Annotated in this window: 25 protein-coding genes and 1 pseudogene; 7 read left to right on the plus strand and 19 right to left on the minus strand. The window is 46.1% G+C overall.

What is annotated here, in order from left to right; translation table 11 throughout:
• Positions 1-56: 56 nt before the first annotated feature.
• From ABH897_RS15590 to ABH897_RS15605, 4 genes are all read right to left on the minus strand, one after another.
• Positions 57-770: a GntR family transcriptional regulator gene (locus tag ABH897_RS15590; protein ID WP_283654626.1), complete on the minus strand. Its 714-nt coding sequence runs from the start codon at positions 768-770 to the stop codon at positions 57-59.
• A 92-nt stretch (positions 771-862) separates the two neighbouring features.
• Entirely contained in the window at positions 863-1,675 is an 813-nt protein-coding gene (locus tag ABH897_RS15595; protein ID WP_283654625.1) for a fructoselysine 6-kinase, read from the minus strand.
• A gap of 28 nt (positions 1,676-1,703) precedes the next feature.
• On the minus strand, positions 1,704-2,672 hold the full coding sequence (locus tag ABH897_RS15600) for an SIS domain-containing protein (protein WP_283654624.1): 969 nt from the start codon (positions 2,670-2,672) through the stop codon (positions 1,704-1,706).
• A gap of 284 nt (positions 2,673-2,956) precedes the next feature.
• A complete protein-coding gene (locus tag ABH897_RS15605) occupies positions 2,957-3,391 on the minus strand; it encodes a hypothetical protein (protein ID WP_283654623.1) in 435 nt (144 codons plus the stop codon).
• A 278-nt stretch (positions 3,392-3,669) separates the two neighbouring features.
• On the opposite strand from ABH897_RS15605, the gene ABH897_RS15610 reads away from it, so the two are divergent.
• Complete coding sequence (locus ABH897_RS15610; protein WP_014279758.1) at positions 3,670-4,134, plus strand: MarR family winged helix-turn-helix transcriptional regulator; 465 nt, start codon at positions 3,670-3,672, stop codon at positions 4,132-4,134.
• Between the two features lie 175 nt (positions 4,135-4,309).
• On the opposite strand, the gene ABH897_RS15615 is transcribed toward ABH897_RS15610, so the two are convergent.
• The 9 genes from ABH897_RS15615 to ABH897_RS15655 all read right to left on the minus strand — a co-directional run bounded on the left by ABH897_RS15615 (position 4,310) and on the right by ABH897_RS15655 (position 14,360).
• Positions 4,310-5,866 (minus strand): glycoside hydrolase family 32 protein, encoded by a 1,557-nt coding sequence (locus ABH897_RS15615; RefSeq protein ID WP_283654622.1) that lies wholly within the window; start codon positions 5,864-5,866, stop codon positions 4,310-4,312.
• A 239-nt stretch (positions 5,867-6,105) separates the two neighbouring features.
• The gene (locus ABH897_RS15620; protein ID WP_283654621.1) at positions 6,106-7,605 is read right to left on the minus strand and encodes a glycoside hydrolase family 68 protein; all 1,500 of its coding nucleotides are present in this window, start codon (positions 7,603-7,605) and stop codon (positions 6,106-6,108) included.
• 708 nt (positions 7,606-8,313) lie between these two features.
• Complete coding sequence (locus ABH897_RS15625; protein WP_283654620.1) at positions 8,314-9,828, minus strand: MDR family MFS transporter; 1,515 nt, start codon at positions 9,826-9,828, stop codon at positions 8,314-8,316.
• Between the two features lie 172 nt (positions 9,829-10,000).
• Positions 10,001-11,539: an ABC transporter ATP-binding protein gene (locus ABH897_RS15630; protein WP_404592374.1), complete on the minus strand. Its 1,539-nt coding sequence runs from the start codon at positions 11,537-11,539 to the stop codon at positions 10,001-10,003.
• Positions 11,540-11,596: 57 nt separating this feature from the next.
• Positions 11,597-12,184: an ECF transporter S component gene (locus tag ABH897_RS15635; RefSeq protein ID WP_283654619.1), complete on the minus strand. Its 588-nt coding sequence runs from the start codon at positions 12,182-12,184 to the stop codon at positions 11,597-11,599.
• Between the two features lie 125 nt (positions 12,185-12,309).
• Entirely contained in the window at positions 12,310-13,068 is a 759-nt protein-coding gene (locus ABH897_RS15640; protein WP_283654618.1) for an energy-coupling factor transporter transmembrane component T family protein, read from the minus strand.
• Positions 13,052-13,648: a GNAT family N-acetyltransferase gene (locus ABH897_RS15645; protein ID WP_404519703.1), complete on the minus strand. Its 597-nt coding sequence runs from the start codon at positions 13,646-13,648 to the stop codon at positions 13,052-13,054. Before ABH897_RS15645 ends, ABH897_RS15640 begins: the two co-directional genes overlap by 17 nt.
• A 205-nt stretch (positions 13,649-13,853) precedes the next feature.
• The gene (locus ABH897_RS15650) at positions 13,854-14,147 is read right to left on the minus strand and encodes a hypothetical protein (RefSeq protein ID WP_283654616.1); all 294 of its coding nucleotides are present in this window, start codon (positions 14,145-14,147) and stop codon (positions 13,854-13,856) included.
• Positions 14,148-14,192: 45 nt separating this feature from the next.
• Positions 14,193-14,360 (minus strand): hypothetical protein, encoded by a 168-nt coding sequence (locus ABH897_RS15655; RefSeq protein ID WP_283654615.1) that lies wholly within the window; start codon positions 14,358-14,360, stop codon positions 14,193-14,195.
• Between the two features lie 214 nt (positions 14,361-14,574).
• Between ABH897_RS15655 and ABH897_RS15660 the strand changes: the two genes are divergently transcribed.
• The gene (locus tag ABH897_RS15660) at positions 14,575-15,054 is read left to right on the plus strand and encodes a GAF domain-containing protein (protein WP_134911241.1); all 480 of its coding nucleotides are present in this window, start codon (positions 14,575-14,577) and stop codon (positions 15,052-15,054) included.
• 89 nt (positions 15,055-15,143) lie between these two features.
• A complete protein-coding gene (locus ABH897_RS15665; protein WP_283654614.1) occupies positions 15,144-15,623 on the plus strand; it encodes a hypothetical protein in 480 nt (159 codons plus the stop codon).
• A 103-nt stretch (positions 15,624-15,726) separates the two neighbouring features.
• On the opposite strand, the gene ABH897_RS15670 is transcribed toward ABH897_RS15665, so the two are convergent.
• Positions 15,727-16,491, minus strand: a complete 765-nt coding sequence (locus ABH897_RS15670) for a MerR family transcriptional regulator (protein ID WP_283654613.1) — start codon at positions 16,489-16,491, stop codon at positions 15,727-15,729.
• A 138-nt stretch (positions 16,492-16,629) separates the two neighbouring features.
• Entirely contained in the window at positions 16,630-17,214 is a 585-nt protein-coding gene (locus ABH897_RS15675) for a TetR/AcrR family transcriptional regulator (RefSeq protein WP_283654612.1), read from the minus strand.
• 196 nt (positions 17,215-17,410) lie between these two features.
• Here ABH897_RS15675 and ABH897_RS15680 point away from each other — a divergent pair, with 196 nt between their 5' ends.
• On the plus strand, positions 17,411-19,411 hold the full coding sequence (locus ABH897_RS15680) for an oxidoreductase (RefSeq protein WP_404592375.1): 2,001 nt from the start codon (positions 17,411-17,413) through the stop codon (positions 19,409-19,411).
• 78 nt (positions 19,412-19,489) lie between these two features.
• On the opposite strand, the gene ABH897_RS15685 is transcribed toward ABH897_RS15680, so the two are convergent.
• The 3 genes and pseudogenes from ABH897_RS15685 to ABH897_RS15695 form a co-directional block, all read right to left on the minus strand.
• Positions 19,490-19,861, minus strand: a complete 372-nt coding sequence (locus tag ABH897_RS15685; protein WP_283654610.1) for a MerR family transcriptional regulator — start codon at positions 19,859-19,861, stop codon at positions 19,490-19,492.
• Positions 19,862-19,954: 93 nt separating this feature from the next.
• Positions 19,955-20,704, minus strand: a pseudogene (locus tag ABH897_RS15690) (transcriptional regulator); the annotation flags it as partial.
• Positions 20,631-20,783 carry a hypothetical protein gene (locus ABH897_RS15695; RefSeq protein ID WP_283654608.1) on the minus strand — a complete coding sequence of 51 codons (153 nt, stop codon included), beginning with the start codon at positions 20,781-20,783 and terminating at the stop codon, positions 20,631-20,633. The pseudogene ABH897_RS15690 and the gene ABH897_RS15695, both read right to left, overlap by 74 nt.
• A gap of 252 nt (positions 20,784-21,035) precedes the next feature.
• Here ABH897_RS15695 and ABH897_RS15700 point away from each other — a divergent pair, with 252 nt between their 5' ends.
• From ABH897_RS15700 to ABH897_RS15710, 3 genes are all read left to right on the plus strand, one after another.
• Positions 21,036-21,500, plus strand: coding sequence for an AbrB/MazE/SpoVT family DNA-binding domain-containing protein (locus ABH897_RS15700; RefSeq protein ID WP_283654607.1), 465 nt, complete (start codon positions 21,036-21,038; stop codon positions 21,498-21,500).
• 305 nt (positions 21,501-21,805) lie between these two features.
• Positions 21,806-22,108, plus strand: coding sequence for an ArsR/SmtB family transcription factor (locus ABH897_RS15705; RefSeq protein ID WP_404519709.1), 303 nt, complete (start codon positions 21,806-21,808; stop codon positions 22,106-22,108).
• 31 nt (positions 22,109-22,139) lie between these two features.
• Positions 22,140-23,531 carry an aldehyde dehydrogenase gene (locus ABH897_RS15710; RefSeq protein WP_283654605.1) on the plus strand — a complete coding sequence of 464 codons (1,392 nt, stop codon included), beginning with the start codon at positions 22,140-22,142 and terminating at the stop codon, positions 23,529-23,531.
• Positions 23,532-23,618: 87 nt separating this feature from the next.
• On the opposite strand, the gene ABH897_RS15715 is transcribed toward ABH897_RS15710, so the two are convergent.
• Positions 23,619-24,047: a universal stress protein gene (locus tag ABH897_RS15715; protein ID WP_283654604.1), complete on the minus strand. Its 429-nt coding sequence runs from the start codon at positions 24,045-24,047 to the stop codon at positions 23,619-23,621.
• Between the last annotated feature and the right edge of the window lie 17 nt (positions 24,048-24,064).

Consider the following 24,064-nt stretch of genomic DNA (forward strand, 5'->3'; position numbering starts at 1 on the left):
GGATGGAAGCAGAAGCTGCGCCGTACCTGAACAGCCTTGCATTACAGGCGACGGATTTATATTGAGAATTGATAACGGTCTCCGATGATGTACTGCTTACCTACATGAACGGGGCTTCCATGCTGATCATAAATAATCGTATGCATGTAGAACAATGCTTGCCCGATGGCCGTCTCCAGCAGCTTTGCCTGGTATTCATCCGCCAAAGAGATTTGTAATATCGTCTCTCCCGGTTGATTAGGATCGATGCTGTATTTATCACGCAGCAGTTCGTACACAGACCCCTCCAGCTGCTCGTCCATTAGAAAAGCAAATCGGTCATAAGGATAAAAATTATTCTCCAGCATGAGCGGTTGATCACCGGCGTATCTTTTGCGCTGAATATATAGCACTTTTTCTCCTTGCTGCAGCTGCAGCTGAGGTGCAATTTCCTCATCTGCTTCCAGGATTTCACGTTCTGTGACCACACTGTGTGAAGAGAGCCCATTGGATTTGCAGGCAGCCGTAAAGCTGATTACATGTTCAATCTTCCGACCGATCTTGGGTACATTAACAAAGGTGCCTTTCCCTTGACGTTTGGTCAGATAACCTTCACGAACCAATTCGGCAATTGCCTTTCTTACGGTAATTCGACTTACATTATAGGTCTCGCTTAGCTCCGTTTCGGTCGGTATACGACCTCCCTGTGTGAATGTTCCATTATGAATAGCGGTTTTGACCGCTTTTTGTAATTGAATATATAATGGCTCTGCCTGTTCTGAATTCAGCATACGATACCCTCACTTGTCATATAACGTTATATCACTCCCACTAAGAGTATCAAATGTTACATATTTTTACAAGTGAAGATATTTGAAAATGATTAATAACGAACGCCGTATCCGAAAGAGCCTTCTACCAGACAGCTCTGAGCGGCAACCCTTGAGCCTTCGGCCATAGCGTCCTGAATGGCGCCGTTTTTCAAAAAGCTCAGTAAAAAGGCAGTAATATACGAGTCCCCTGCCCCCATTGTATCCACTGCGTCAACGGATTCAGGCATTTGGAAATAAAACCTTGTTCCATCATATGCAACAGATCTGTCTCCACCGCGTGTAGCAACCAGTATTTGTCCTTCTTTTTTTCGTTTAGAGCGGATATAATTTTGTGTCTCTTCGTCTGTCATATGGCTACAAGAGAAAAAAGCAAAATTAGCATGCGTAATATATTGTTCCACCTGTGTATCTGTAAAATCATCCGAGAAGTCAAAGGAAAGAGGAATTTCCAACGCCTCCAATTCAGGCAGCAAATGTCCCGTATGACTGTACAAGCCGGTGTGAATAAGATCGAACCCGCGAAGATAAGCCTTATCCTCTTCGCTCAGTTCCAGTGGATGGAGGCGGGTAACCCCTCCCTCATTGCTATCCAGAAAGACTCTGTCTCCCTCTTCCAATGTTACACGTGCACAGCCGTTCTCCCCGCTGTGATACCTGCACCGTGAGATGTCAATGTCTAGCTCACGGAGGATGTGTTCTACATGTCGTCCTTCGTTATCGTCCCCAAATACTCCTATAAAGGCAGCATCTACTCCCGCCCTTTTGGCAAACACACTGAAATTAAGCGCATTGCCGCCAGGGTACATCATGCGCAAATGAACATATTTATCTACCACATTATCGCCAATGCCTAGAACTTTCATGATGGTTTCCTCCTGTTGGTAAGTGCGCTTAGTAAGCTACCTTGCCCATATAACGGCGAGTTTCCAGTGGATGATTGCGTACATTAGCGAGTGCTTCACGATACACACATACAATGCTGTAAAATAAAACCGGATTAAAAAACTCTACGACCTCGTCAGGAATTGTTCCGATTCCAAGCTCCTTCGCATCGATCACTTCCACTTTCTCGGCATATTGGTTCAGGAAAGTCCGCGCCCGCTCATCCAATGCCCGTGTGCGTCCTTCATTGATCATCAGAATAAATGGAGTTTCCTTATCTGTAACTTCAAACGGGCCGTGGAAAAACTCACCGGAGTGGATTGAGGCCGCATGAAGCCATTGCATTTCCATCAGAGAGCAGATCGCAAATCCGTAGGCATGTCCATAAGAAGCTCCGCTGGTCAGGATATAGAAGAGTTCCTCATTGCGATACTTGTCGGCAAATACACTAGCACGTGGTTCAACTTGCTTTTTGGCCCGGTTTATAATCCCGTTGATTGCCCCCAGTCCGTTCTGGAAAGATTGGTAATGTGCGTAGCCTTCAGTGATATGAAGCAATTCAACAGTAAGCTCCATAATAATGGCCATAGGGTTATTTTTTACATCACTCTCTTCTCCCCATTCATAGAGGAAAACATAATCAGAGTAGTTGAGCAGTGTCGCTTCACTGTTGTGGGTTAAGCCGATCGTGTAAGCACCTTTCTCTTTAGCTGATTTAGCAGCCGCTACCGATTCTGGTGTATTTCCTCCGTGAGAGCAAACGATGACTACTGAGTTTTGACCTAGCCGTTTTGGCAGCGCATGCACAAATTCATTCGCCGTATACATCCCGGCTACCAGCTTCTTTGCTTCACTATCAAGAAAATATTTTGAAGGATACATATCGACTAATGACCCCCCGCAGGCTACCAAATAAACCTCGGAAATCTCTCCACTCATTTGTTCAAAAATCGTCTGAACTGTCTGATGTACATTCATTTTCATCTCTCCTTTTTATATAACGTTATATAACGTATTGTTTACGAGATAAATATAAGCGCTTTCATAAAAAGTGTCAAGCCCAATTATTCTGTGAAAAAAATTATTTTTATAACCTGTCATTAAAAAAAGCTCTAATCCTTTTGTGCACGGAATTAGAGCTCCTTTTTAGATTTAATTCATGGTACTCACACGCAAGGGCATAGTTTTGGATTCAACTTTTAGCCACAATTAACAAATCAGAAGCAACCACTTGGTCGGTCATTTCGCTCATTCATGTAAAGTCAGATGTGAACGCTGCCAGAAAAGCCGTCTACATCGTCTTCGGGTTGATGATCGGAGCTGACGTTGTGCTCCCTTGTCTTCTTGCTGTTCGTTTGGGAGGAACCGTTCTTATACGCTTCGCTCCAATCTTCGTTGATGATGTGCGCGGGAATAATCCAATCCTCCGAACGATAGCCCGGATTTGGCACCCACACACTTCCTTGCAAGCCAGGAATGGCACCCGATTCGGAAGTGTGGTTCCCAGCCTCAAGCATGCTGCCCTCATAGGCTTGGCAAATCTCCAGTGCAGATAGTACATCCTGATTCTCAATATGAACACTCAGACCTGTGTCACCGTTTGTGCTGGCGGTGTACCCGATTTCTTTTAATGTTTCACAGGCTCGGACGGCCTGCTGCGGATCACGAAATTGAAAACGGAAAGAGCCCGTCTCCATGTGCCTCATCTCCTCTGTTGTATCTTATTTTGGGTCCAAAATATATGTTATTTTTTAATATAACCATCTGGGACGGAATTTTTACATTCAAAACCTTTATTTTTCAAAAATTTACTTTAAAGCTTTGAAATTAAATAGTTAAAAAAGCAGCTACTGTGACAAATCGCATGTTCTCATTACGTAAATCCCTTTATGCTAGTAACAAGGGTATGGTTGCCCGGTCATCCAAGCCGAGCGGTCAAAGGATGCCCAAATCCATACATAAAGGCGGAATGAAGATGATAGATTACCGGACACTGGTGACACAGCAATCCATGCATTTGTATAGCGTGTTTGGCAAGTCATTCAAAAGTGTAAATGAGCATGCGGTTGCTGGCATCAAAACGGTGGGCTTCAACCCAACGGCCTTCGCCGTAATGGAAGTTTTGTATCACAAGGGAGCGCAGCCAATCCAGCAAATTGGAGCAAAGCTGTTACTGCAAAGCGGAAATGTCACCTATGTTATCGACAAGCTGGAAAGCCGCGGTTATTTGCACCGTCACCCGTGCGACCAGGATCGCCGGATTATATATGCGGAATTGACGGACGAAGGACAACGCGTCATGGACGAAATTTACCCTGACTATACACGTCAGATTGAACGTGCTTTTAGCGGAATCAGCGAAACCGAAAGAGATCAGCTTATCGGTTTGCTCAAAAAGCTGGGCCGTAGCGCTGACAACCTGTCACCCTATCACAAATAGAATGAATAGTAGTTTTAGCAAATGATCGTTTGTGAATAAACGAACAATCTTATTGCTGTGCTAAACGAAAATTAGATTTACACCAGAAAAGTCCACCCTTATATTCATGGGTGGACTTTCTATATACCTGAATAGAGCGAAATATGCCCAATCTTACGAGCAGCATAAGTACCCGCTAACGATTAAAATGCTTGATCACTACATTGTTAAAAATAGCCGGGCAGCCATCGGTAAAAAGAGTAATTCCCTGATCCTCTAATCGCGGGAATATTAAACTGGAATACGCTACTTCTCCGTCATCTACAAAGACTTCAATGCTGGTTTTATCGACGAGAATTTTCAGGTGAACGTTTTTCTTAGTGGCATCAAAAGGTGCCCTGCTCTCTATATATTTTCCACTCTGATCCGGCTGCCCGGTGTTGGCTCTATTTACGTAAGAGTATTGCCCATCCACCGAAACACCCACATCCACATGACGCTTGCCGTCCGCTGACTCTCGAAGCCTGAATCCCGCATTTTTGATCATTGACCAAGATACATCCGCCTCTAACTGATAAGCATCGCCTGCTGCCGGAAGCGGGTGAGCACCCTCTACCTTGATCTGTCCAAATGATTTCTTTGAAGTTTGGAATTGCTCCAAAGCTTTTATCGGCTGTGAAACCAAGCGATATCCGGCATCTGCTGTATGCTTCAGCCGAATTTGACGAACAATCGAATCCATTCCATTAAAGCCTTCCTTCAGGGTAGGCGTGTTATGGGCATAATCCCAATTGTTCATCCAGGCCAGCGCATAACGGTGACTGTATTTATCTTTGTCTTTCCCATCCTCAAACGTAACTGCACCATACCAGTCAAAGCCATAATCCAGCCACTCAGGCTCACTGCGATCAAGGAGAAATGCTTCTCCATTAAAATCTCCCGTCCAGTAGGCATATGTGTTGGGTCCACCTGTCGATTTGCTATTTGCGCTCACGCCCAGAATCCATTGATAGCTTCCATCATCCGCCCGCATCTGGTAAAGGTCAGGACATTCCACAAGCCCGATATTTTCCGTTTGAAAGCCGCTCGTATAACGCCAATCCTTTAAATTATCAGACTCATAAAAGCCAATCTTTGTTCCTTCCGCCATGACCATCACCCATTGATTACGTTGAATATCTCGGATGATTTTAGGATCTCTGAAGTCCTTTGTACCGGGGTTGGGCATCACAGGCTTGTTGCGGTAAGAAGTAAACGTCTTGCCTTTGTCCTTACTGTACCACAAAAATTGTTCCTGCTTTCCTCCATCTGCGGAGGGCTGTGTCACAATGGCTACCAGCGTGCCTTTTCCAAAACCTGCGGTGTTATTATCGTCGATCACGACTGAACCGGACCAAGGATCTCCATTCGGGTTAGTATATTTGGGAATCGCCACCCCTTCATCTTTCCAATGAACCAGGTCGGTAGATGTGGCATGTCGCCATTCTGTACCGTTCTTTTTGGGATAGTCACGATTATATAAATAGTAATAATGATATTTTCCATCGAAATAAATGGGTCGTTGAGGATCATTCTTCCACTTATCCGGAACGGTAAAATGATAGGATGCCCGGTAGGTTGGCCTCTTCTGTGTTTCTAGACTTTCACTTTTAGCCGGGTGATAAAGGCTCCAGCCAATGGCTATTAATATACTCAGGCCCACGATGACCATGATGGATCGTATCCAAATGCTCTTAGAAGCTATGCTTTTCATCCTGACGATCCTCCCCACTCTCTTTGTCTGGATAGTCTGACGAGCATGCGGGAATGGTCGGATCCCATCCTCTCATTGCACGATATGTATTGTCCGGTATGGGACGGCTCGGTAAATCAAATCTCAGTCCCCGATATCGTCCCACCGGACTTTCTAAGTGAAGAAAAACGCCGATAGAGCACCGAGTTTTCCTTCACTTTCTTTTTTTGCTGCACTCTCTCGCTTAAGCGAATACCTGCTTACTTCTTCCCATAGTCATAGGGTGGAACTTCCTTGTCGTCCGTTGGGTCAATCGTGATTTGCCCTTGCTCCAGAATTCTTTTCTTCACAACAGAAGTTTTGGAGCCTTTAATGTTCAGCAGGAAGCTTGGCGCAAAAGTGGATTTGTGATCCGCGAAAAGCCCCCGGTTTGTCATATAGCTGGTTACTACAACGTTATTTCCTTTGCCTTGCGGAATAGCAAAATGGGCATACGTCCAAGTAATATCATCACGATCCAGATTTTGGTGAAGAACGAGACCGGTTCCATTCAGGGGCTTATAAGGCCCTGTCAAAGAAGTCGATACGTAACCTAGCATGTAAATATCGTCGCTTCCAATGGCATCAACGGTAACTTTGGAACCTCTGGTGCTTGTAAACAAATACCACAAACCATTCATTTTGAAAACATTCGCCCGCTCAATCTCATCAGTTACCAGATTGGATGCAATTAGCGGGTCCATAACTTTTTTCAACGTATAGTCATTATTTAATTCCACGATTCCCAAAGCACCGTTCGCCACTTCGGCCCCGTTTTTCTTGGGACTTTGCTGCAGATTATGTAGCTCTTCCGTGAAAAATTTGTTATTCCCGCCATAATACGCAGATTTATAAAGGGAATCCTCTCCCTGGTAGCCCGTCTCTGTACCTGTGTTCGCTTCAAATATGATGTATTTCTTCCCTTGATCCTCAATATAATGGGGGTCTCTGAATGTGTGGTTATCCAGGTTTACTCCCACGCTTTGCAGGACATTTTGGTAAATATTCCCATCTCCAGCATCGTAAATCGATTTGAGGTCCTCTATACCATTCACTTTCAGGGTTTCGTCATCGGGTTGAGAGAGATTGACTTGGGCCGTAGCCAAGGTTTGCTTGCCGTACAGTTTGTTTTCCGGCTCATAAGGCTGTCTGCTGGTATAAAATAAACGCACTTCTCCATCCGACGTTAAAGTAGCAGAACCGGACCATTCCTCCGCCTGATTTTTCAGGATCGGATCGTTTGCAAGGAATTTATCGTTATCCTTAAATACTCTTCCGGCATTTTTCCAGCCTTCCAGCGAGGTGTTGCCTGCTTTTTGATAGAACAGATAAATAAACGTATCCTCTGCTCTCTTAGGATCGCCTGCCAGTCCAAAAACAATATTGTACCCCTTGTAATTAGCTATCGTGCCATCGGCATTTTGTAACGGCCAAGTATCCCACACATCCAGATCAATGAGCTTACCCGACGCGTCGCGCCCTTTTGCCGAAGGAATATTCTTGATGGTAGATGCATCAAAGGATGGAACTTCGAATTTTTCTTTGCCTTGCTGATTGAAAATGTTCAGCATATCATGACGCGTGATTTGAGTAAACCTGCTGTCTTCCTTGAGATCAGCACCGTCATTTTCCTCCGCAAAAGCTTGAATGCCGCCTCCTAACAGCAAGGTAGTTGCTACTGTTACGGTTGTTGCTTTTCTGAACCATTTATTAAACTTCAAGTAAGCCATCTCCCTTTTCTGATTATTCTTCCCTGTATCAGATACCCAACTTTTATGTTGGTAGGGCCATTCTATATTTAATGCTTAACGATTGATATAGACTAGATATCCCCTTTTATTCAAGGCTAAAAGAAGGAGACACGTCGAACTCTATCCTCATATTTTCCTATTTAATTTCTGAAAATACCATTTCTTTCATTTCATTTACATTTAAATAAGTTCGTTCCTTGCTTTTTTTGCATATTCAATTTTGCTAGGTAGGTCGCTTCATTTTCCTTCAAAATCATTCAGAAACATTCATCAAAAAATCCATTTGCAAACGAATTCAGAAAAATGGTACTTTAGGGCCCCTTTAATTTTCGAGAAAAATATTAGATACATGTGTAATAAGACTATTCTACCATTAATTTACTTATGTAATTATTCACATACAGTATTTCTGACATAAAAAATACACCTCTGATGCTCATTAGCCCAACTATATAAACTGAACTTTCTGCTTTATCTATGTGAGAAAAAAACTAAACCTATTAAACTATCAGGAAATAACGATTAAAAAAATAGCAGTAGCTCTGGACGCTATTTCCCTGTCCCAAGCTACTGCTATTTCCCTATATATTCTGTATTTCCATACCGCTATACAAGCAATAAACATTCTGTTGGCAAGCGCCACATGTAACAAGGAAACGATCTGCGATTTCTCTATTCCTATGCAGTTCCTCCCTGTGCCGCCTTTGCAGGCTTGCTCGCTTCTTCTTCCGTACCCGGTGGACGGTTCCGAAGTCCAAGAACGACAAACCAGCTAATGACTGCAATAACAACCATGATGATGAACAGGGAATGCAGACTGTTTTCCAGCACAGAACGGAGCAAGCCAGCAGTCTTGTCACTCAAACTTTGTGAGGCATGAGGTGCAAGCAGGCCGTTAATATCTTCCTGCGTAACCCCCTGCTGTGTAAGCTGTCCATCTGCTGTCTGGGCAGCAATGCGATAATTCAGCCATGAACCGAAGGCTGCGACACCAATCGTTTGTCCCAGTGTGCGCAGGAACGTATTCAATGCTGTAGATGCACCACGCAACTGGAACCCGACCGAAGACTGGGCAATAATCGTAAACACGGTCATGGAGAAGCCAAAGCCCAATCCATACAATAATGTGGACAGGAACAGCAGCCAGATCGGTGCCATTTCGCCCATCAAGGTCATCACGAAGGCACCCAATACAATCAGGGTCAGTCCGACTAATGAGGTTCGACGCGAACCTAAAGTCAGCAAAATGCGTCCCCCGATCATGGAACCAAACAGCCAGCCTACTGACATTGGAGCCAGTGCCAGACCGGATGAAGCGGCATCTCCGCCGTGTACTCCTTGAATCCAAAGCGGCAGGTAGCTGGTCAGCCCGATCAGCAGAGAACTGACCAGCAGTGCTGCGGCACAGGAAAAAGCGATATCCCGTATCCGAAACAGCTTTAGTGGCACCATCGGTTCCTGAGCGCGTTTTTCGATAACCAAAAACAGAATCAGGAATAAAATAGCAACGGCAGCCAAGGCCAGCAATTCAGGAGAAGCCCAACCGATATATTGTCCACCCAGTGCCAATACGAGCAAAAGGGCCGTCATTCCAATGGTAAAGGTAACAGCTCCCGGCACGTCGATGCGCGCGGTGCGCTTGGCTACCTGCTCCCGTAGGTAACGAGCGATGAAGAACATTGCAAGCAGTCCAAAAGGGACGTTAAAACCGAAAATCCATTCCCAGCCAAAATAAGTGACCACGTAACCGCCCAGCAAAGGCCCGATTAGGGAAGAAATCCCCCATACCGAGCTGATCATTCCCTGAACTTTGCCGCGTTCCTCCATTTTGTATATATCTCCGATAATGGTAAAGGTAACGGGAATCACGCCGCCCGCTCCAATCCCTTGAATAGCCCGGTACAAAATAAGCTGCTCCATACTACCAGCCAGCATACAAAGCAAAGAACCGAGTACAAACAATGAACAGCCGATCAGAAAAATCGGTTTGCGGCCAAATAAATCGCTAAGCTTGCCGAAAATAGGTGTGGTTACAGCCATCGTCAGCAAATAGGCCGTAAAAATCCAGCTGAGCAAATTCACGCTGCCCAGTTCACTAACAATAGTCGGTCCGGCAGGACCGATGACGGTTCCCTCAATCGCGGCCAGAAAGGTGGCCAACAGAACACCGGTCAGCACGAGCCCGCGCTTCATGGGTTTATCTTTTCCCAAGCAAATCACAAATCCTTTCCTTGTATAAACTGTGTTGCACCTGTACAATTCGACTGCACAGGATTGGTATTACCCGCACTGCATAATCGTAAACAGGCGGCCTATATAGGCCGCCTGTTTTGTACGATGTATATATATTATTGTCTACATATACTTAAATTTTGTCAACTGTAATCGTATGATAAATCTCACTATTTTCCATTTTATAGAGTCGACCCTCTTCCATGCACAGAACATGACTGGCAAAGCTTTCAGCGAACTGCATATCGTGGGTGATGATCAGGAAGGCTGCTCCCTGGTCCGCTTGTTCAGCGCACATGCGAAGCAGGATGTTCGCTCCTTCATAATCCGTTCCGGCAGTAGGCTCATCCAAAATGTAAAGCTTTTTGGGCAGAATGAACTGCGCAGCTACGCTTAAGAGCCTTTTTTCACCGCCACTCAGCAGGTACGGAGAGGAATCCAGCCTGTGATCCAGTCGGGCGGCTATCAGCAATCGCTGCGCCCGTTCCTCATACGCAGCAGGAATCGGCTCGCCAGCCCGTAATCCAAGCTTGACGCGGACGTTGTACAAGCATTCGTCCCACACCGTTGCAGCCGCAAACTGATGCTCCGGCTGCTGGAACACATAACCGATCCCGGCGGCCAGTTGGTGGATCGGCAGCTTCGCCATATCCTGACCCTCCCACCACATGCACCCCTTGGGTGCAGGCAGGAGGCCCATCAGCAGCTTGCCGAGCGTTGTTTTGCCGGAGCCGTTCTCGCCCAGCAGCACGGCTCGTTCGCCGGGTGCAAGGGCAAGGCTCACGCCTGCCAACGCTGCCCGGCTACTGCCGGGATAGGTGAAGGTCAGCCCCTTCACCTCCAACAACGGCAGGCCGGGCTTCGCCCCCGGCCCTTGAGGCACGCCTCCCCTCCCTGCGGGAGAGGGCAGCAGCCCCAAGGCGGCCAACTGCGCGCCATGCTCGCGCAGCAGCTTGTCGGGCGGGCCTTGCAGCTGCACAGCCCCGCCTTCCAGCACGATGACGCGCTGCGCTGCACGCGCGGCATCGTCCATGCGGCCGGACACGGTGACCACCGTCCGGCCTGCGGCATGGAGCCGCCGGCATAGCAGGGCGAAGTCGCTTTGGGCCGGCGGGTCCAGTTGCGCCGCTGCGTCGTCGAACACGACGAGCGGCGCTTCCAGCGCCAGCACCGCAGCGATAGCGGTGCGTTGGCGCTGGCCTCCCGAGAGGCGGCGCACGAAGGAGCCGCGCTCGGGGGCAAGGCCGACGGCCTCCAGCGCAGCCGTCAGGCGCTGCGCTATTTCCGCCGGAGGCACGCGCAGGTTCTCCGGCCCGAAGGCAATCTCGTCTTCGACGATTCCCTGCACCAGCTGGGCATCCGGGTCCTGAAGCACGACGCCGACGGTAGAGGCGACAGCCGCCAGATCAGCCGTGTCCGGGTCCATCCCGTATACGGTCAGCCCCCCAGTCCGTTCACCTTCACCCGAACGGGACAATCCGCCATGGAGAAGCTGGCACAGCGTAGACTTTCCACTTCCGCTGGCCCCGACAATCGCAACATGCTCACCCACCGCAATGTCCAGCGTCAAGCCCTGTATCGCGGGTTCCGCCTGACCATCATACCGATAGCCAAAATCCTTCATGGACACGGCTATTTTACATCTAGAACCATAATCGCTAAATTCATTCATAACCGAAATACCCTCTATCCCTGTTCTTGAAGAATACGGCCTCGCTCTTGGCAAATGCTACGCACGTGAAGCTCGTCCCAACTCAAAACGTTTTAACAGTCCTGTCCGATTCAACGCATCGCCCAACATCTTGGTCAGCAGACCGCACAATACAATGCCGCTCAGGATGCGCACGACCAGTGTAATCGTCAGTACCTTCCAGCCCCAATGCATATAGCCGAACATATTGGCTGCCACGATAAACCACAACGGAACCATAGCCCCGCCTGCCAGCATCAACGAAACGGCATTCCAGCGTCGATGGCGCAGTACAGCAAATACCAGTTCAGCGGCAATCATATAGCAGACCGCAGCCGCGATAATAGAAGCGATTCCGTAGACTGAGCCCATAAAGGACTGCACCACTGCACCGAATGAATAAGCAATTACCGCCGTACCCGGCTTACGAATAATATAATAGGCCAGCAAACCATATATCATGTACAGCCCGACAATGGAGGAAGTCGCGATAGGCCCTCCCAGACTGTTTAATGTTTTGTTAATCATGGACAAATAAACGGTCATGACTCCATTCAACGTTGCCAGCATCGCCATCAGTACAATATCCAGCGTCGTAAATCTTGCAAAAATACGAGATTCCTTCATATGTAATTCCCTATCTCCTCTCCAAATATAAATTACCACTTTCTAAATGTATTCACACATGCCCTTATTGTCAACCATAATTTATTATACGAGTTGACAATAAGGGCAAAAAAAGAGGCTGCTCCCTATAAGCTCCACCATAAAACAGCAGTACCTAATACAGCAACCACAGCACATACATAGCCGGAACGACGACGATCCAACATGCGAAGATAAGTCCGGTCTGCATATGCTCCAAAGCCTTTGCCCTCCATCGCCAGCGCCGTCTGCTGAACTCGCCTCACGGCATTCACCAGCATAGCACCGACATACCCGCCCCACCAGGATAGCCGATTCCGCAGCCCACGCGGCGGTTCCTGTCCACGTACACGCCGTGCCGCCATTATGGTACGTCCTTCCTCTTCCAATAAGGGGAGAAACGTCAGCGCCACCGAAATACCGAACGCAAACCGATAAGGGACACGCAAACGCAGATTCAAAGCCTGTACAAAATCTCGGGGATCTGTTGTTGATAAATAAATATACGAGGCCAAAAACAGCACAAAAATGCGCAGCGTCAACGCCCCTGCGATATCGAGCCCTTCCGCTGTAATCCAGATCGGCCCCAAAGCTGCCACGATATGTCCTTCCCGAATCGCCAGAATAGACAATATAAAATACGGAATGCCCAAACCAATCAGAAATGACATAGCCCGAAGCTGGCGTGCCAACGTTAAGCCTGCCCCAAACCAAGCCGCAGCGATCAGTACAACCAGCAGCGCAGCTTCATGCAGTGTTGAATCCCATGCCATCGACAGCAGGCTAAAGCATCCCACCAGGATCAACTTACTTAATGGCCCCAGCCTGTGCAGCGGCGACGACCCTCCGTTATACTGAAACAGCATTTCGCTTCGCCTCCAGTCTGAGCCATTCTTCATGCAGCAAGGAGTACATCAGCATATCCTTAAAGCCTGTAGACGTATGCTGCACTTGCCGTAACAGCCCTTCCTGCGTCCAGCCCATAGAGGACAACAGGGCTTGCGATCCTGTATTTCGCGGGTCCACCAGCGCTTCCATCCGATTCAGCCGAATCGTGTCATACCCGAAAGACAGCACCAGCCGCAGCGCCTCCGACATATAGCCCTTTCTCCAATAGGGCTTAGCCAGCTCGTAGCCGATTTCGGCTTTATAGGCTCCCTCGGTCTGCCAATAATTAAAGCCACAGCTGCCGATCAGCTTCCCGTTCTCCTTCAGCTCTATGCCCCAGCGCAACGCATCCTCCGTCTGTGCCAGCTCATTCAACAGCTCGATCATATCCTCTGCATCCTCACGCCCGGACATCCCCGTAAGGTTCATATAACGGTGAACCTCCGGGTCAGACCAACAGGCAAACATCGTGGCCGCATCCCCGGTTTCCATCTTTCGCAGCCGAAGACGCGGGCTTTCCAGAGGTGGTATATGCCCCTTACATGCATATGCACACATGTTCAATCATCCTTCCAGCATCAAAGTGACAATAAATATACGCTACATTTAAGCATACCCCTCCAACAAACGCAAACACCCCCCCCCTGCTCCACAAATGCGCCGATCCGGCATCCATGAGACAGGAGGGTATGTTTTGAGTCGCTCATTTCCAAGTAGTTAGGCAGACATGAATGTTGACTATACTCTGCATTCCAATGCCACTTTAGGAGGAGGCACGGGCCGGTTTCTTCACAACATCCTTGTACAATACGCCCAGCATCGACTGAATTTCCTTCAATTCCTCGATCCCTGCGCCCGTAATGCTGAACAAATCTCCATGCGGGGTCAGGAAGTTTTCCTGCGTCAGGTTCTCCAGCTCCTGCTTGACCTCGCGTTCTCCTACGCGGTATCCGCGTTCTTCGAGTACAGGTTGGATATCTCTCACTGTCAAATCGTTTTGATGTGCATAGGAAAGCATCTGTATACGGATAAACAAATTTTGAACATCTGCATGCATGGTTGTAGCTCCTTCCCGGCTTAAGCCAACATCGTTATATTGTTTTTACCCATAGGAAACAAGCCGGAAACAAATGAGTGGCAACCCTTTTGAATTGTAGAAACCAAGCAGCGAAGGCGATCCACTTTTCATAAAATGTACGACTACCGTCAGAATCAGACTGGCCACCACTCCTGAGCTGATTGAACTATGTACCTTTTTCATACCTGACAACTCTTGTTCTTCTCCTGAAATTACGCTGTACAAAGATTAGAGTACGAAGGTCGCTGAAAAGGTTACAGATGTATTTTCCTCTTGACTGAATATATACAATCGTTATATCTTAAATTAATTAACCAATGGTAAAAGTAGCTTGCAGAATTACCTTTTTCTGCCCACATATACAACAGATAATGGTAAAAAATTCACTGATAGGAGCGTGGACTACATGTTTCAGGCTATCCCTTACGAAGGCACACGTCACGAACAATTTGAATCGGTTCTTGGACAACTCCGGGCACTCATTCATGATGAACCCAATACTATTGCAAACCTGGCGAACGCTTCTGCATTGCTTGGTCATTTTCTGCCGGATATTAACTGGAGCGGCTTCTATCTCTATGATGGAACCGAGCTTGTACTCGGTCCATTTCAGGGCCAGCCTGCGTGTATACGAATTCCGCTGGGACGCGGTGTATGCGGTACAGCCGCAGTAGAGCGACGGACCCTTGTCGTAGAAGATGTCCATGCGTTCCCGGGCCATATCGCCTGTGACGCGGCTTCCAACAGCGAAATCGTCATCCCCCTCATCAAGAACGGGGAACTGCTGGGAGTGCTGGACATTGACAGCCCGCTAAAAGCCCGCTTTGACCACGAAGATCGTGTATTCCTAGAGGAATTTACGGCTATTCTGGTAGCCAGTTTGTAATCAAAATCCGCGTATAATCATCGTCTTCCTTCGCCACAATATATGAGGGTCTGGAACCCAAAACCATCCGGTGAAGGAGATTGATGACAATGTACAACAACACCATGGCTCCACAACAGCAGCTTCGTCAATGTGAACAAATTATGCAGCAATTGGTACAACAAACACAGCAAGGAACTGCCATGTATCAGCAGTTACTGCAACAGGAGCAACAAAATGCATCCAATCTAGAGGATCTGGTGCAACGTGAACGTAATGCAGCTCAAATGATCCAAACCGCAATCCAGCACCATCAACAAGCTGTGCAGCAATGCCAGCAAGTCATTCAATTGTGTAGTCAGTTGGAAAACACCATCCGCTCCAGCAGCCAAATGACTCAACCCGGCTTTGGCGATAACTACGCCTCCCGTAGTATGCAACCGTCCTCCTATGGTATGGGAAGCCACATGAATCAAAGCTTTCCGCAACACATGGGTGCAACTGGGCAGCAACATGCAGGCAGCGGTAACATGCAACACTACGGTAACAACAGTCAGCAAGGCATGAGAGCGACACACAGCAGCATGTAAAACTGCTTTACACGCAAAAGGGATGAACAGCAAGCCATTAAATTAGCTTGCTGTTCATCCCTTTTTATACTTCTTCTCGCAGCCTTTCCCACCAGCTGTTGAGTTAGCTTAATTCACGTTCGGCCAGCACCTTCATCCCGTCTCGCAAATACTCAGCCAATCCGGGTTCATATCCTTCATACATTTTTCTGAAGTCCTCATGCTCCACATACAAGTCTCCCAGCCCGCTATAAATCTCTGCTGTAGGTGTATAGAATCTGCTTACCCATTGGAGATGGCGGCGGATCAAAGCCTGTACTTCTTCACTGTTATGCTTCAATCCCTTATTCATAGCTTCTGCCAACTGCCGATGAATTTGATCCGCCTCTGCCTGAGAATCCAAATAATCCTCTTTGGACCAGTTCTTCGTTGCTGTTTTGCTCTCCTGAATTTTTTCATCAGCCTCATGACCATAACGTTCCGTCAGATCACGTTCATACATTTCCTGCTTTTCCGGGTCAAACCCTTGGTACAATTGCTCCGGTTTCATCGTCTGTTCTCCTTTCACATGAGCCACCGTTTCGTCGATGGTCTGTAGGAGAGTATGCAAGCGGAAGACTTTGTTCTGCACCTTGCTTCGATGCTCCAACAAAACCTCGGCCGTTTTTTCCTTCGTCTGCTCCAGCAAGTCGCCAATGTCGGATAATGGTAATTCCAGCTCTCTGTATACCATAATCTGCTGTAGTCTCAACAGTTGCTCCTGTTCGTAATAGCGATACCCGTTATCCCCGACATGGTGCGGTTTCAGCAATCCGATTTCATCATAATAATGTAATGTTCGTACGCTGATTCCCGACAGACCGGATACTTCCTTCACCGTGTAAGCCATTCCGCTTCACCTCCCTTGTTACGCAGTCTACAGCCTCACGTGGCGTGAGAGTCAACCCAGCATTATTGCCCTAGTATTACCTTTTACCCGTTAAGCGTGTGGTGAACCGTCCCTGTGACTAGGATAAAATCAATTCCTTTATTTAAAGATCGTGATCAGACGACTCATATATTCACGCATATTTACAATTAAATCCGAGTCGCCATCATGAAGACACCAGTTGTACATGACCCCACGAGCTGCAATAAATAAGTAGTCTGTTATCTCTTCGGATGTCATGCTTTGATCCAACTCTCCCACGGCTTGCCCTCTCTCTATAATCTGTTGAAGTATATTTTGCATATCACGACCTTTAGTAATGAAAAGCTTGTTATTACTTGTATATAACTGTTGCACCGTCTCTAAACCAACATTCTGATTATATTCCGCATAAACCTCAAAATATTGAATAAGATCCTGCATAATACTTTCTGATGGTAGTTCATTCTTAAATTTCAATTCAAAGTAGCCATCCGCCTGTGCATACATCTCTACCAAAATATCACTTTTAGTCTTGAAATGATTATAAAATGACCCTACTGACACGCCGGCCTTCCGACAGATATCCTCAATTTTAATTTTTTCCAGGCTCTTTTCATGCATGAGCTCTAATGTACTGTTGTATATATTTTTTTTAGTCTGCAGACTTTGCAGCTTGCGTCCATTCAATTGTTTTTTTGACACTCACTTACTCTCCCTCTCTATTGTAAGTATTTCTCTTTCTCAGGTGCCCTGTTCATATTACTTAATTATAATAGGAAATGCTATTTTGTTTAATTGTGAAAAAAATCACATAATAATACCTGCTCCTATTCTATACTGAATTCATTCGGTGAATGCATTCAGTTAAACGAATGATCCATAGTTAGGAGGTATTCTTATGAAAGAAGAACATCAAATTTTATACGAGCCTATGAAAATTGGAAAACTGGAAATTAAAAACCGCTTTGTAATGGCTCCCATGGGTCCTGGTGGGCTTTGTGATGCCGATGGTACCTTTAATGAACGTGGCGTCGAATATTATGTTGAACGGGCAAAAGGTGGGACAGGTCTACTCATTACAGGTGTAACGATGGTTGAAAATGAAATTGAGAAATGTGCCCTGCCGTCCATGCCCTGTCCTACTCTAAATCCCTTGAATTTCGTTAAAACGGGTAAAATGATGACGGAGCGGATTCATGCATACGGCACAAAAATATTTCTACAATTATCCGCAGGATTTGGCCGGGTAAGTATCCCTTCAATTGTTGGTAAAACAGCTGTCGCCCCTTCTCCCATTCCTCATCGCTGGCTTCCCGATGTAACTTGTCGTGAGCTGACCATTGACGAAATCCACACCTATATCAGAAAATTTGCGGAATCCGCAGCTATTGCCAAAAAGGCAGGCTTTGACGGTATTGAAATCCATGCGGTTCATGAAGGCTATTTATTGGATCAATTTGCGATTTCTTTCTTTAACCATCGGAAAGACGAATACGGAGGAAGTCTGAGAAACCGCTTAAGATTTGCCATAGAGATCGTTCAAGCCATCAAAGCTGAATGTGGACAGGATTTTCCGGTATCTCTTCGATACAGCATCAAAAGCTTTATTAAAGATTGGCGTCAAGGCGGATTGCCAGGCGAAGAGTTTAAGGAGCAGGGAAGGGATATTGAAGAGGGAATTGAAGCTGCCAAAATATTAGAGGAAGCCGGGTATGATGCTTTCAATGGCGATGTCGGTTCTTACGACTCTTGGTATTGGGCACATCCCCCCATGTATCAGGAAAAAGGACTTTATCTTCCTTATAACAAAATTTTAAAAACCATTCTAAAGGTACCTGTGATTACTGCTGGCAGATTGGATAATCCAGACTTGGCCAGCAAGGCTATACGTGAAGGAAAAACCGATATGATTGCACTTGGTCGACCATTGTTAGCTGATGCTGATATCCCCAATAAAATCAAGGCTGGGAAAATAGAAAAGATTCGTCCCTGCCTCTCCTGCCAGGAGGGCTGTATGGGGCGATTGGCATCTTTTGCAACAATTTCATGTGCCGTTAATCCAGCTTGCGGCAGAGAAAAAGACTACGCACTCGGAAAAGCAGACCAGTCCAAAAAAGTTTTGGTGATTGGTGGAGGGCCAGCAGGATGTGAAGCTGCCCGTGTAGCTGCTATTCGGGGACATCACGTTACCTTATTTGATAAAAATAACCGATTGGGAGGTAATCTAATCCCGGGCGGAATTCCAGACTTCAAGGAAGACGATCATTTACTTGCGGCCTGGTACGAAGGGGAACTAAAGGATTTAAAAGTTGACGTCCGATTGAACACCGAGGTTAACCGGACTACCGTAAAGGAATATGCAGCAGATGTCGTTATTTTTGCTACCGGCTCCTCTCCAAAAACCTTCTCCATCGGTACATCTACCAAGGTGTATTCCGCAGAAGAGGTTCTGCTTGGGAAAAAAGATCCCGGTGCTTCCACTGTAATTGTCGGGGGCGGGCTTGTGGGATGCGAAACTGCACTCTGGCTTGCTGATCAAGGTAAAAAAGTAACCTTGGTGGAAATGCAAGAAGATATTTTAACCGTAGGCGGACCCCTGTGCCATGCAAATGAAGATATGCTGCGTGACCTTGTTGCATTTAAGGATATCCATCTCCTGACCAACGCCAAAATTGTCGATGCCAACGATCAAGAATTTGTTCTTAAAAACAAAAATGGTGAAGAAACGATTCTAAAGGCCGATTCAGCGATTCTAGCTGTAGGATATACTCCTCAACAATCGCTTTATGAAGACATCCAAAATGACGTTTCCGAAGCCTACTTAATCGGTGATGCCAAGCAAGTACAAAATATTATGTACGCTGTCTGGGATGCGTATGAGGTTACCAGAAATATATAGTGCCCTGCTCCCTCCGAAGAGCCGTTTGCTTTTTAAGCAAACGGCTTTGGCTTTTTTACCTTTGCATCAAATGCTTGGTTAAGAGAAGCTTTTTCCCATAACAACTTGATCATAGTAGGCAATCTTCTGAATGATTTTCTCCAAATTGTGTTGTGTTTGGGCCATATGTTCTTCTACCTTTTTCTTATGAGCTACGAGAAGATCTCTTCTTTCATGCACGGTGGCTTCGCCTTTTGCATTAAGCTCAAGGTATGCCTTAATCTCTTCAATCGTCATCCCGGTATCTTTCATAGCCATGACAAACCTGATCCAGTCGATTTGTTTATCCGTATATACTCTTCTCCCGCCTTCATCCCGACCGACATCAGGTAATATACCCTCTTTTTCATAATAACGAAGTGTTGATGCAGGCAATCCACTCTTGATTTGAACTTCTTTGATGGAGTACATAGTCATTCCCCTCCTCGTTTTTATTGTAGTTCTTAAAGTTAGCTTTAACTATAAGTATAAGTTTTCATAGAAAAGAGTGCAAAGTAATGAGAAATAGCGGTTAGCAGCCGTCATAATATTCAAAAGCTCTGTAACCATTTCTTTTTCCGATTTATCCACAGTCGTACAAATATACTCCACATAATCAGAGAGCACACTTACATCTCCAGATAAAAGCTTATTTACATAGATATTAACTTGTGCCCAATGCTGCGTATCCTCGTCCGTCTCTTTAACCCAGCTTAAATCAGCGTAAGCGTAAGTATATTGTAATGCCTGCTCATAATCTCCATGTGCTTCACAGACACTTGCGCATAGCAAATCAGCATAGGCGATGTATCCAAACAATGGCCCCCTTGTTTTCTTTTCATTTTCCCTTTTCTTTCGCTTATTCTGACGATGGTCTAGGGAGTATTGGATTTTGGCTTTATCCCGCATTTTTTGGACTGTCTTATCAACCTTCCCCCACTGACGCAAGGAACGATACACATTCGCCAGGTCTTTCAGCGCATCAAGCTGGTCTATTTCATCAAGCCGCTCTACAAAGGGATGAAAATGGCATGCTGCCTCAAAGTTTTGATTTTGGTCATCTCCGATGTTAATCGTAAACAAACGATACTGGCAAAGGGCCAGTCGTTCCGAATATTGCTTTCTCTCACTGATCGCCACGCTCTCGTAAAGGATGGCTGCCGCCGCATGTTTACCGTCTTTGAAGAAGTCTTCCGCCACATTAAACTACAACAAGGAATACACCAGATTGTCCATTAACAAATCGGCCATTTGCTGAATACAGTCCTGCTGTTCGTCCAAGTCGGGTAATATTCAGTCCGTTTGTCTTCATGTATGTATCAAGCTCTGCTCGAATCGTGATTGTATGGTTCACAATAAACAACCCCTTTAACGTTCATAGGATAAAGTTACGTTACTGCTCTGTGGCACAAATCCGATTTCAATCTGGTATTAGACGCAAGCTGTGCTAAAATTATTATTTTTCCACAAAAAAGTATACCATTTTATAGAATTTTTTTGTATACTTTTCAACAGTTTACTTAATATATGCGATTGCTTCTCTAAGCCTATTTTTTTTTCTCCTCTTTATTTAGTATTATAAGGATATAAAAAAGGAGGTTATCATTTGAAAAGTACAGGTATGACACGTCCCTTAGATTCGTTAGGTCGTATCGTCATTCCCAAAGAGATGCGAATTTCAATGGATTACAAGATGGGTGATCCTGTTGAGATTTTTGCTGATGAGGAAACGGGTATTCTCGCCTTACGAAAATATACCGGGGTGACATGTAAAATGTGTGGTTCGGCGGAGCAATTGACTTATTTTAGAGACAGCTTTATTTGTGGGGAATGTATTCGTGATTTGAAAAATGGTACGAATTTCAGCCCTATCACCAGGCCGTCCAAATCGACTTTCTCTAACAGGGAAAGGCCATTGAAGCAATCCAAACGTCTGCGTCGATCAACGCAACAGATGATCGAAAGCCTAAAAGAATTGATGCAAAAGCAACCCAATGCAGCACAGCACGAATATGCAAAGATACTTGAGGTTTCCCAAGCCCGTATATCCCAGCTTAAAAAAATGCTATAACTACAGATTGCTATCCTACATAGGTATAACATCACCAATCCCATGCACCATTACATTTGAACTGTATTACGAAACATCATAGCTAACCGACAAAAAACAATGGATGACCATGGCGAGAATTTCATACTAGGCATAAAGAACCGCCGGTTGATATTATTCAGGCGAAAGAACCTGTATCCGGTGGTTCTTTGTATCTAGTGTTATTTTGTATGTTATTCTTTTGCTCGACTTGAATACTCACATCAAAAAGACTATACTCCTTCCATTAGGTTTAAATGATTAAACATTTAAGGAGATACTATAGTATGGGAAAACAAGCAATCGAGCTGCTTCGAGCGTGCATTCCTACTTTTCAGACTTTAAGCGAACCGCACCGTCAGGATATTCTGCTGTTACTTTCAGAGAATGGAAAAATGACCGTCAACGATATTACGCAGCATTTGGTTTTGTCACGACCTGCCGTTTCCCACCATTTGAAGCTTCTGAAGAATGCGGGAGTCGTCCAACTGGAACAACGAGGCACGGAGCATCATTATTTTTTAGCCTTGAAGGATTCGATACAGTTATTGAAAAACCTAGTTACAACGCTGGAGCGGGACTGCCTTTAATAGAAAGGATGAATAGGAGGGTACGTACTTTATGGAACAGCTAACATCAGAGCAGGTCAGCCACATTTTACAGCAGCATCGCCAATTTTTTCACAGTGGGCAAACCCGCAGTGTTGAGTTTCGGCTAGAGCAGTTACGGAAGTTGACCCATGCCATCCAACGTTATGAGCAACCGATTATGACCGCCTTGTATCAGGATTTACGCAAAAATGAATTTGAAGCCTACACTACGGAAATCGGCTTTACTCTGGACAGTATTCGTTATATGACAAAGCACCTCAAGCGATGGATGAAGCCCCAAAAGGTGAAAACACCTATTTATCATCCTCTAACCAAAAGCTATATGTACAAGGAGCCTTACGGAACGGTACTAATTGTCGGGCCGTTTAACTACCCATTTCAATTGTTAATTGAGCCGCTCATTGGTGCCATCGCCGGAGGGAATGGGGTCGTTATGAAGCCATCCGAAAATACACCTGCCGTTGCCGCCGTCATCAAGAAGCTGATACGTGAAACCTTCGATGAGTCTTATATCCGGGTGATTGAAGGCGAAAAGGAGGTCACATCCGCGTTGATTAACGCCCCTTTTGACTATATTTTCTTTACGGGGAGCGTGGGGGTTGGCAAAATTGTCATGGAGGCGGCGTCCAAAAATCTGGCACCTGTCACTCTGGAGCTGGGAGGAAAAAGCCCGGTCATTGTGGATCAATCCGCGAATATTGAGATTGCGGCCAAACGTATTATTTGGGGAAAGATGATGAATACGGGTCAGACCTGCATTGCCCCTGATTATGTGCTTGTCCATAAAGAGGTTCAGCAGGAACTAATGGAGCAGATGAAAGCTGCAATTACAAGCTTTTATGGTCAGGATGCTCAGCAAAGCAGCGATTACGGCCGTATCGTTAATGAGCGACAGTTTGACCGATTGGCTGCTATGATTGAGCAGGATCGAGAGAATATACGCTTTGGTGGCACAACGCTTAGGGAAGACCTCTATATTGAACCTACCCTTCTGGAGTCCCAATCCTGGTCAGATGCTGCGATGCAGGATGAAATATTCGGGCCGATTCTGCCGATGCTGGAATTTGAACAGCTGGAAGAGGCCATCCAAACGGTAATGGATCATCCGAAGCCACTGGCACTGTATTTATTTACAGAAGATAAACAGGTTGAACATGAAGTGCTTACCCGCCTGTCCTTTGGAGGTGGATGTGTGAACGATACGGTGTCTCATATTTCTAACCCTCATATGCCCTTCGGAGGCGTTGGAGCAGCTGGTATGGGCGGTTACCATGGAAAATATAGCTTTGATCTCTTCTCTCACACCAAAAGTATCATGAAGAAAAACTCCAAGGTCAACAACAAGCTTCTATTCCCGCCTTACGGGGATAAACTCAAGTGGGTTCGGAAAATTTTTCGCTGATATCACTACTAAAAAAGCCCGGCTGATCTGGGGAGGTATACGCATCATGCGTATCTCCGTCCCTTTTCAGACAGGCTTTTTTACCGTTTATTTTACCGTCAACACAGGGCAAGGTGCATGCTGGATCACATGATGGCTGACGCTTCCCAGGATCATTTCGGAAACCAGCCCTTTGCCCCGTGTTCCCATAATGATCAGATCCGCCTGCTCCTGCTCTGCACTTTGGCAAATGATGCTCGCCGGATCACCATGACCCGTCAGCATACGGTACAAAATACCCTCGTCCTTCAAAAAGTCGGATGCTGGCTCCAATATATGACGCCCTTCCTCCTCCATTCGCTCATCCACATCCACCCCAACCGGGGGCTCATTCATGGATAAAGCCGGATTCACATGCAATACGGTCAGACGCGGTTCACCCTGAAGCTGTTTGGACAGCGCTTTGGCTGTCTCCAACGCCTTCATAGCGTGTTCCGAACCATCGATCGCAACCAGAATATGCTTGTATTCGCTCATACTCTTTTCCTCCTCAG

Source organism: Paenibacillus sp. RC73 (assembly GCF_044908085.1).
GTDB lineage: Bacteria > Bacillota > Bacilli > Paenibacillales > Paenibacillaceae > Paenibacillus > Paenibacillus terrae_A.